At 74.5% G+C, this 9,384-nt stretch carries 8 protein-coding genes; 1 reads left to right on the top strand and 7 read right to left on the bottom strand.

The window, feature by feature from the left end; all coding sequences use genetic code 11:
• The 7 genes from ACFV4N_RS27615 to ACFV4N_RS27645 all read right to left on the bottom strand — a co-directional run.
• The coding region (locus ACFV4N_RS27615) for a hypothetical protein (RefSeq protein ID WP_499675516.1) at nucleotides 1-442 on the bottom strand (442 nt) is incomplete at its 3' end.
• Between the two features lie 10 nt (nucleotides 443-452).
• Nucleotides 453-2,519, bottom strand: a complete 2,067-nt coding sequence (locus ACFV4N_RS27620) for a hypothetical protein (protein ID WP_499675517.1) — start codon at nucleotides 2,517-2,519, stop codon at nucleotides 453-455.
• Nucleotides 2,520-3,332, bottom strand: a complete 813-nt coding sequence (locus tag ACFV4N_RS27625; protein ID WP_499675518.1) for a hypothetical protein — start codon at nucleotides 3,330-3,332, stop codon at nucleotides 2,520-2,522.
• A gap of 41 nt (nucleotides 3,333-3,373) precedes the next feature.
• Nucleotides 3,374-4,267 carry an MbnB/TglH/ChrH family RiPP precursor modification enzyme gene (locus ACFV4N_RS27630; protein WP_499675519.1) on the bottom strand — a complete coding sequence of 298 codons (894 nt, stop codon included), beginning with the start codon at nucleotides 4,265-4,267 and terminating at the stop codon, nucleotides 3,374-3,376.
• Between the two features lie 22 nt (nucleotides 4,268-4,289).
• Entirely contained in the window at nucleotides 4,290-6,338 is a 2,049-nt protein-coding gene (locus tag ACFV4N_RS27635) for a B12-binding domain-containing radical SAM protein (RefSeq protein ID WP_499675520.1), read from the bottom strand.
• A gap of 28 nt (nucleotides 6,339-6,366) precedes the next feature.
• Entirely contained in the window at nucleotides 6,367-6,489 is a 123-nt protein-coding gene (locus ACFV4N_RS27640) for a hypothetical protein (RefSeq protein WP_499675521.1), read from the bottom strand.
• 475 nt (nucleotides 6,490-6,964) lie between these two features.
• Complete coding sequence (locus tag ACFV4N_RS27645) at nucleotides 6,965-8,455, bottom strand: peptide ligase PGM1-related protein (RefSeq protein WP_499675522.1); 1,491 nt, start codon at nucleotides 8,453-8,455, stop codon at nucleotides 6,965-6,967.
• A 284-nt stretch (nucleotides 8,456-8,739) separates the two neighbouring features.
• On the opposite strand from ACFV4N_RS27645, the gene ACFV4N_RS27650 reads away from it, so the two are divergent.
• On the top strand, nucleotides 8,740-9,384 hold a 645-nt coding region (locus tag ACFV4N_RS27650), incomplete at its 3' end, for a dienelactone hydrolase family protein (protein ID WP_499675523.1).

Here is a 9,384-nt window from a genome sequence, read left to right on the forward strand (position 1 = left end):
CCAGCACCAGCAGCGGCCACGCCGACACCACCGCGGCGACCGCGGCGAACCCGCTGCGGGCCAGCCACGGCGCGCGGCGCAGCACCGCGTCCAGCACCGGCGCGGGGTCGGCGGCGGCGAGGTCGACCCGCTCCACCGCGGCCAGCACCCGCAGCGCACGGCGCACGGGCGACGGGCGGGCCTCGTCCAGCACGCCCAGGTCGAGCAGCGTCGCCTCGAAGGCGCGCAGCGCCTCCACCGACACCTTCCGGGTGTGCTCGCGGCGCACCGCCTCGGCCACGTCGAGGTAGGTCCCGGAGCCGGTGAACAGCCGTGCCACCGCCAGTTCCGCGCCGCCGAGCACCCAGCCGGCGCGCGTGCGCGGGTCGGTGACGGAGAACCGGCCGCCGCCGGTCGGCTCGACCACCAGCCGCTCGGGGAACCGGCCGCGCACGCTGACCATGCCGCTCCCCTCAGACCACGTGGGTCATGCGCAGCTCGGCGGTGTGCGCGCCGAGGTCGTCGGTGAACCAGGGACCGGGGCTGAACTCGGTGACCACCAGCGCCGCCGCGCCCCGGGCGACCTTGGCGAAGGCGTCGACCGCGAGCGGCGCGCCCCAGTCGAGGTAAATCGGCTTGGGCTCGGTGTCGGCGCGCACGAAGCAGCGGCGCGGCAGGCCGTGCGCGCCGGCCCACGCGCGCAGCGCCCGGAAGTCGGCGGAGTCCTCGGCCGGGTGGGGCGCGGCGGGCAGCCCGGCCGGGTCGGGCAGCCACCGGCGGCGGCGCACCACGACGCGGCGGTAGCGCAGCCGGGCGGTCAGCGCGCCGCCGAGCACCGCGCCGGCGACGTCGAACACCACGCGGTGCAGGTCCGACGACAGCACGGTGACCATGTCCTCGGTGCGGCCGGTGGCCCGGTCGACGAACCGGACGAGCCCGTCGACCACCCGCACGCGGCCCCGGCCCGCCGGGACGGTGCGCTCGGGCGGGCACCGGCTGGTCGAGCCGGGCAGCACGACCTCCACGAGCGACGCGGTGACCGGCCAGGCGAACAGGGAGCGCTGGTAGCCCGCGTCGGTCGCGGCCAGCACGGTGCGCCCGCCGCACAGCACCCGCTCGGCCAGCGCCAGCGCGTCCTCGGCCTCGGCCCGGTCGAGGAACGGCAGCGCGACCGGCTGGAGGGCGGCGGGCACGCACGGGTGCACCTCGCCCAGCACGACCGTGCCGTCCCCGACGAGCAGCACGTCCGGCGACACCACCCCGACGCCCAGCACGCCGGCGTGGCGGTGGTGGTCGGGGAACCGGGCGCGCAGCGCGTCGGCCACGGAGGCCAGGTCGCCGTCGTCCAGGGAGATCTCCTCGGCCGGCCCGAAGCGGTCCCACGCCGCGTGCAGCGCGGTGCGCAGCTCGTCGGCCACGCGGGCGAGCACCGGCCCGACGACGGCGGGCGCGCGCACGGCCCGCAGGTAGCTCGGGAAGTCCTCGACGTCGACCGACGCGTAGTGCTCGTGCAGCCGGCTCGCCGCGCACTCGGCGACCAGCCGGTGCAGGCGCAGCAGCGGCGGCAGGTCGTCGCGCAGCACGCGGGCCGTGCCGCCGCCGACGCGGAACCGGGTGTTGCGCTCGCAGTCCTCGTAGAAGGGCTGCCGGGCCGCGTACGGAACGCCGGTGGCCCTGGTGGTGTCCACGCCCGCCGCCCTCAGCTCCGCGCGCGCCTCGTCGAGCAGGGCGCGGCGGGCGGTCGCGCCGGTGGTCCGCTCGAACCGGGCGCGCAGCGCCTCCAGCCGCGCGACCACGTCGAGCGGGTGGCCCAGCGCGGCCTCGATCGCGCCAGGCCCGCTGCCCGGCGGCACCGGGATCTCGCGGCGCAACGCGCCTGCCGCGATCAGCGGGCGCAGGTGGCCGCCGGGCAGTTCGAACACCCCGGCCGGTTCGAGCGCCCTGGCCTGCACCGCGCGCACGTACCGGGCGGCGGGCGCGGTCAGGGTGACGCGCCGGCCGACCGGCACCCGCAGGTCGTCGCCGTCGAGGTCGCACGCCGGGTGCAGGCGGTAGGACGGGGTGGCGCGCCCGGAGGCGACCAGCGCGTCCGCCAGGCCGCGCAGCGCCCAGTGCTCGACCCTCACCGAGCGCCGCCGCAGCGCGCCCGCGGCCGGGTCGGCGGGCCGGGTGGCGAAGTCCTCGGCCGCGCCCGGGTCCACCACGCCCCACGCCAGCGGTCCGAAGGAACCGCAGGTCTCGTTCTTGGCGCAGAACCGCTGGAGGTAGGACCAGGCCAGCCGCAGCCGCTGCCGGGTGCGGCTGGTGACCCGCGCGAGGTCCGCCCCCGCCAGGGCGGCCACCCGGTCGGCCGCGTCGGGGTTGGACAGCACGAGCGCCTCGACCACGGCGGGCTCGCTGGTCCGGGCGACCAGCCGCGCCCGCGCCGCGAGCACCTCCCGGTCGAACGCGGCGGGGTCGTCGGGGTCGGGCAGGGCCTGCTCCTCCACCCACCGGAACGGGAACCCGGTCGACCGCAGCCACAGCCAGGGGAACAGCATCTACGCGGCTCCCGGCCCGACCAGGACGCCGAGGCGCACCAGCCGGTCCAGCAGCGCGGGGTCGCCCGCCTCGGCGGCGGGCCGCGGCTCCTCCAGCGACCGGACCAGCCCCGCGACGGCGTCCGGCACCGCGACCACGCGCCGGCGCAGGTCCGGCGGGGCCAGGTAGACCAGGAACGCCCTCGGCCCGGCCGGCACCGGGTCGCGGCCCAGCCGGGCGCCCGCCCGCAGCCAGCCCGACACGTCCAGCGCGGTGGTCACCGACGTGACCGCGCTGCTCGCCCGGTACGCGCCGGGCGTCGGCGTGAAGTCGGGCGCGGTCCCGGACGCGGCGATCGTGACGCCCACGGCGGCCAGCTCGATCGCGACCAGGTCCGCCAGGCCGTGCAGGCGGCCCGCGTCGGGGTGGTCGCGCAGGAACCGGAGCACCTCGCCGCCGTAGGTGTAGACGTAGGGGCCGAAGTCCCGCCAGCCGACCGAGTCCAGGAACTCCTCGCCCAGGGCGCCGACGTCCGCGCCGTTGGCCAGCAGCAGCCGGTGGGTCAGCGGCGCGGCGGTCTCCAGCGCGTTGACGAACGAGCTGGACATCCGGTAGCGGAAGCTCGCGATGAAGAACCTCGTGCCCGCGGGCGTGGTCGCGTAGCGCTCGACGACCTCCCGCTCCTCCGGGTCCAGGCCCAGTTCGCCGGCGCGTTCGGCGAGCGCGCCGGAGAACATGGCGTCCTGGATCGCGTCCTCGCGCATGACGCGCCGCCAGGCGTTCCAGACGGTCCGCGCGTCGAGCCCGGCCCCCGCCACACCGCTCCCCGCCACGCCGCTCTCCACCGCACCGCTCCCCGCCACGCCGCCGCCCATCACACCGCTCCGCGCGCGGCGGTCGCCCTGTCCCACGCGGCCCTGGCGCGGGCGAGGTCGCGCACGATCATGGGCTCGTCGTCCTCGTCGAGCAGCCGGGTGCCCTCGTGGTGGCAGCGGCCCTGGTACTCCAGGACCACCGCGCCGGGCCGGGCGCGGGCCAGCAGCCAGTCGAGCATCTCCCACACCTCGTCGGGCACCGGGCTGTCGTGCCAGTCGTGGTAGAGCCCCTCGTGCCAGCTGCCGCCCGCCAGGTGCACGGCCAGCACGCGGTCCAGCGGGATCGTGTCCAGGTACTCCCAGGCGTCGAAGCCCTTGAGGTTGAGCGAGTTCGCGTACACGTTGTGCAGGTCGAGGTGCAGGAACGTGCCCGCGCGGTCGACCAGCTCCGCCATGAACTCCGCCTCCCGCATGGTGGAGCCGGGCGTGGCCAGGTAGTAGGTGGCGTTCTCGTGCGCGAGCGGCACCCCGTACAGCTCCTGCAGCTCGCCCGCCCGCTCCGCGACCCGGCGCACCTCGGCCGGCGAGAACTGGACGGGGCTGCTCCAGATGTCGAGCCACGACTCGTCGCCGTAGAAGCTGTGGTTGGCCACCCACGGGCTGTCGATGGCCTTGGTCATCGGCACGTGCCTGCGCACCGCGGGCGTGCGCGACAGGTCGCCGAACCCGAAGTCGCAGCCGTAGTTGGAGTGCGCGAGCAGCAGGTGCCTGCTCTTGAGGTCCATGAGTCGCTCGTAGGCGCCGGGCAGGAAGACCGACGGGCCGTCCAGCGGGCCCATGAACGGGTCCAGCAGCACCTCGAACAGGTCGACTTCCAGCGATTCGAACGGGAACCAGTCCAGGATCTCCGGGTTGTACTGGATCCCCACGCCGACCGGGGCGGGCTTCTCCATGGCGCTCCCCTCGTGGTGTTCCTCAGGCCAGCAGGCCGACCTCGATGAGCCGGTCCACCGCCCGCTTGCCGACCGACGCCACGTCGCCGGTGCGGCGCACCCGGTCGAGCAGGTCGGCGGTGCGCTCGCTGATCCGGTACGCGACGGGCACCCGCACGTCCTGGTGGCCCGCCTTCACGGTGAAGGCGATGCACGTCGGCGACTCCCGCAGCTCGCCGACGTCGACCCGGGTCCGCCCGCGGTTGGCGATGATGAAGCCGGGCAGGTCGTAGCGCGCCCGCATCAGCTGGGCGTGCACGGTGGGCCCGGCCGCGGACGTGGTCGCCTCGGGCAGGCCCTCGATGGCGATGCGACCCATCTGGGTCTCGTAGTGGATCAGCTCGCCCAGCTTGTCGACCAGGTACGGGTCGGCGTCCCCGGCGAGCCCCGGCAGCAGCCGGTCGAAGGTGAAGCTCTCGAACAGGGCGCTGAGGTTGATCGCGCGCCAGCGGCCGTCCGGGGTGTTGCCGTCGTAGGAGGTGCCCATGACCCGGTCGCGGCCCGCCCACTCGACGAACTCGGTCACCAGGTCGCTGAACTTCGTGCCCTCGGCGGCGGGCAGGCCCAGCAGGCACCGGATCGAGGTGCCGTGGAAGTGGTGGAGGTCGGCCACGGCGAAGCCGAACGCCTCCACCCAGGCCATCTCCTCCAGGTCCAGCCACCTGGTCCGGTGGACGGCGTGGTTGGGCTCGCGCGCGTACCTGATGTCGTGCGCCTCGGCCTGCCGCTCGAACTCCGAGCCGGGCAGGATCGACAGGCGGAAGCACTGGATGCGGTGCGGCACCAGGGAGTAGGCGAAGTCGACCGTGGTCTTGAACTGCTCCACGCCGTCGCCGGGCAGGCCGTAGATGCAGTCGATCACGGCCGAGGACTGGAGCTTGGGGGTCAGCCGGTGCCAGGCCGCGAGGTACTTGTCCTCCTTAAACGGCCTGCGCATCAGCTCCGCCGCCTCCTGCGTGGCGCTCTGCATGCCGAACTCGACGGTGACCAGCGGGTTGAGCCGGACCAGCTCGTCGAGCACGGCCGCGAGGCGGTCGTCGATCAGTTCCAGCTTCAGCTCCAGCAGCAGGCTGAAGGGGCGCACCCGGCCGTCGCGCAGGTGGTCGTTGAGGATGCCCAGCACCTCGGCGGCGCGGGCCTTGCGCATGTTGAAGGTGCCGTCGCAGAACATGATGTGCGACGGCTGGTGGCGCAGGATGGTGGTCAGCTCCTCGCGCACCCGCTCCATGGGGTACTCGCGGACGCCCTTGGACTCGCCCCAGATGCAGAACGAGCAGGAGTACGGGCAGCCGCGCGACGCCTCGTACAGGAACGCGCCGCCCACCGGCAGCCGGGCGTCGGCGCCGTAGGGCGAGGGGATGTCCTCCAGGCGGTCGACCAGTCGGGCCTCACCGGTCTCGTGGTAGGCGAAGCCGGCGGGCAGCGGGCCGACGGCGTCGAACCGGTGCGCCTTGTCCGGGTCGTCGGACGCCGCCCAGTAGGCCAGGCCGGGTATGCGGGACAGCGGCGGGTCGCCGACGACGAGGTGCCGCAGCAGGCGCTGGAAGGTGATCTCGGCCTCGTCGACCACGCAGATGTCCACGCAGCGCTCGCGCTCGAAGACCTGCGGCACGTAGAAGCCGCGGATCTGCTGGCCGCCGTAGAGCACCACGACGTGCGGCCAGATCTCCTTGACGGCCTGGGCCAGCTGGTTGACGAACTTGATGTTCCAGATGTAGCAGGAGAACCCGATCACGTCGAACCGGTGCTCGCGCACCCAGCCGAGCACGCGGAACAGCTCCTCCTTCTCCGCGACGGGGGTCTTCGGCGTCGCGGCGCAGTGCTGCTCGAAGACGACGTGCTCGGCGACCAGGGGGTCGAGCCGCGCGTAGTTGACCAGGTTCCACAGCGCGAGGGAGGTGTCGGCCTCCCAGTTGTAGGCGACCAGGCCCACCTTCAGCGACCTGGCCGCGCTCGCGTCCACTTCGGACACCACCGGGTCGGGCAGGGGCGCCGCGGCCGGTTTCGGGACGATCGGCAGGTACTTGACCATGGCACACCTCACCGGGACGCGCGGTCGGCTAGCCGAACACCTTGCTCTCGATCACCTCGATGTCGTCGAGGTCGAACTCCTCGATCTCGACGTCGGCCACGGGCCCCGCCGGGGGCTCGGTGTCTTCAAGGGGTGCCGATTCCTCATTCATGGACCATTCTCCCACTGGCGAGAACAACGAGAACGGCGAACCAGGCGGATTGCCGGTAAAACCACCTCCGGCATGACCGCGTGCCGAGAGTATTACGCCCCAAGATTTGCGTCAATACGTCGTTTCGGTGTCAGACCGATCGATCGGAACGGCCCCGCGCACGCCCGTGACGTGCAACTATTCGCAATGGCGGTGAATACGTGCGTCATTGATCCACGACCGCGAAAATTCCACTCCCGCCGGACAGCGGTCCCCGCGGCCTTCACCGGAGGAGGGCGCGGGCAAATCGGCGCGCACGCCCCTGCGCGCCGGGCGGAATCCGGCGGACCGGCGGCGGCCGGCAGTGGACCGGCGGTGGCCGGCTTGAGCCGCGCGACCGTGCGAGCCGCGCGAGCCGGGTGGACCGCGCGAGCCGCCGCGCCCCGGCGACGGCGGGCGACCGCGGCCGACGTGCCCGGCCGCGGTCCCGGTCGGATCAGCGGCCGACGCAAGCCCCGTCCACAGAGGACTCGCGAACGCCCACCTCCACGGCCAGTTCCTTGAGCCGCACCATCATGCGCTTGGCCGTGGGCTGGTCCTCGGCGATGCACACCGCGCCGAACTTCCCGTACTCCACCAGCGGGCTGAGCATGTGCAGGACCGCGCCGGTGCCGGTGGCGGGGTCGTAGTGCAGCGGCGACTCGCGGACGGCGGCGATGAGCCGGCCCGGCCGCAACCCCACCAGGCTCGGGTCGGTGATGCCGTCGGAGGCCTGGTAGACGCGCTCCCCGCCGTCGACGACCAGCCGGCCCGAGGGGTCGGGCAGCACGCCGAGGAGGCTGGTGGCCATGACGAAGCCGTGCTTGGTGCCGGTCGCGCGCAGGTTCAGCTCGCAGCCGTAGCTGCGCCAGCCGCCCGCCTCGCGCACGGTCAGGAAGTCCACGCCGTAATCGCCGCCGCGCACGCCGCGCGCCACCAGCTGCTCGCCGACGCGCAGCCCGAGGGCGACGACGTCCTCGCGGTACGCGCCGTCGGCGGGGAAGGAGCTGCCCACGTACGTCTGCCCCATCGCGCCCAGCACCTGGTCGTGGGTGGAGACGGCGCGGACCTCCTCGCCCTCGATGCGGCCCTGGAAGCTCGGGCTGCGCAGGTCGGCGTCCTCCAGCAGCTGCTCGGCGAGGATGCCGGAGCGGCCGACCGCGCCGGCGAACTGCTCCCAGGTGAGCTTGCCGTCCACCAGCTCCGCGCCCGACAGCGCGGCGAGCACGTCCGCCCGCCCGCGCGCGCCGTCCAGGCGCAGCACCGCGTTGCCCATGCCCGCGCCGTACTCGGTGCTGCTGAGCTTGAGCACGAACCGGGTGACGCCGCGCTCCAGCAGCCCGGCGATGCCGTCGGCCAGCTCGTCGAGCGTGCGGCACTCCCCCGTGCCGGGCAGCACCGGCACGCCGGCGGCGTCGAACAGCGCGCGGCTCGACGCCTTGGTGCCCAGCGGGATGAACCGGGACGCGGCCTGGTCGACGGGCACGTCCAGCTGCGCCCCCAGCCGCTCCAGGTTCTCCGACGGCTCGAAGCAGCTCAGGGAGACCCGTGCCCCCGCGCCGCGCTCCCGGTCGACGAACTCCGCGAGCCGGGCGCGCAGCCCGGCGGCGTCGGCGTTGACCGGGTCGAGCAGCTTGTCGCTGAGCCACCGCGACGAGCGGTCGTCCACGCCGTCCACGACGACGCGCTCGCGGCAGGCCGCCACCTCGCCCTCGTGCTCCTCGGGCAGCAGCCGCAGGAAGTAGTCGACCTGGTCGTCCGCGTCGACCAGCGGCGGCGCGGTGATCAGGAACAGCGAGCCGCCGCCGCGCCGGACGACCGAGACGACCGCCGCGCCGGAGGGGCGTTCGGGGAACAGCGTGGCGCCGCTGAGCCGCTCCATCAGCTCCGGGCTGCACTCGCGGCTCTGGACGGAGACGACAGCGGGGTACCCGCTCGTTGGGGACAACGACCTCACGGTCCTTCGGGGAGAACGGCTGCGCCGAGGGGTGGTCGGTGAGGGCCAGAGGCTATCAGCAGGGCGCGGGGCCGGAGGGCCCGGACACGGGCACTTTCGGGTGATGCAGGGAGCCTCATGTTCCCGGTGGGGCAACGGGTTCGCGGCCGGCGCGCCGTCGCGCGGGCGGGGGCGGCCGGGGGCGTCGCGGTGGCCGGTCGCCCGCGGGTTCCGACTGGTTTCGACGTGCCCGGCGGGGCAACCCGTGGGACCACCGCCCGCCCGGTGCGGTCCGGATGGTTGTGGAGGAAGTCGTGTTCGTCGACGAGGACGTGCGGATCCCGCTGGACGGGTCGCACCTGGACGCCCGGCTCACGCTGCCGGCCCGCAACAGCGGCGTCGTGGTGTTCGCGCACGGCAGCGGCAGCGGCAGGCACAGCCCGCGCAACCGGCACGTGGCCGACGTGCTCCAGCGGGAGCACATCGGGACCGCCCTGCTCGACCTGCTCCCGGAGGAGGAGCGGGACGGCGGCGAGCCGGAACTCGACGTGCCGGTGGCGGCCGGCCGGCTCGCCGCGGTCGTGGACTGGCTGGCCGACCGGGCGGCGACCCGCCATCACCCGATCGGCCTGTTCGGCGCGAGCACCGGCGCCGCGGTGGCGCTGGTCGCGGCGGCGGAGCGGCCGGCGGCGGTGCGCGCCGTCGTCTGCCGGGGCGGGCGGCCGGACCTGGTCGAGGACGCGCTCACCGGCGTCCTGGCGCCGACGCTGCTGATCGTCGGCGAGCGCGACGACCGGGTGGTGGAGTTCAACCAGCGGGCGTTGCGCAGGCTGCGCTGCGGCGGGCGGCTGGAGGTCGTGCCCGGCGCGGGTCACCTGTTCGAGGAACCCGGCGCGCTCGACCACGTGGCCCGGTCGGCCGCCCGGTGGTTCCACCGGCAC

Origin of the sequence: Actinosynnema sp. NPDC059797, from assembly GCF_042732085.1 — a bacterium.
Classification (GTDB): Bacteria; Actinomycetota; Actinomycetes; order Mycobacteriales; family Pseudonocardiaceae; genus Actinosynnema.

What these genes read in the sequence shown, in the direction of transcription:
- ACFV4N_RS27620 (WP_499675517.1), bottom strand. Translation starts at nt 2,519, where the DNA reads ATGCTGTTCCCCTGGCTGTGGCTGCGGTCGACCGGGTTCCCGTTCCGG.
- ACFV4N_RS27630 (WP_499675519.1), bottom strand. Translation starts at nt 4,267, where the DNA reads ATGGAGAAGCCCGCCCCGGTCGGCGTGGGGATCCAGTACAACCCGGAG.
- ACFV4N_RS27635 (WP_499675520.1), bottom strand. Translation starts at nt 6,338, where the DNA reads ATGGTCAAGTACCTGCCGATCGTCCCGAAACCGGCCGCGGCGCCCCTG.
- ACFV4N_RS27640 (WP_499675521.1), bottom strand. Translation starts at nt 6,489, where the DNA reads ATGAATGAGGAATCGGCACCCCTTGAAGACACCGAGCCCCCGGCGGGG.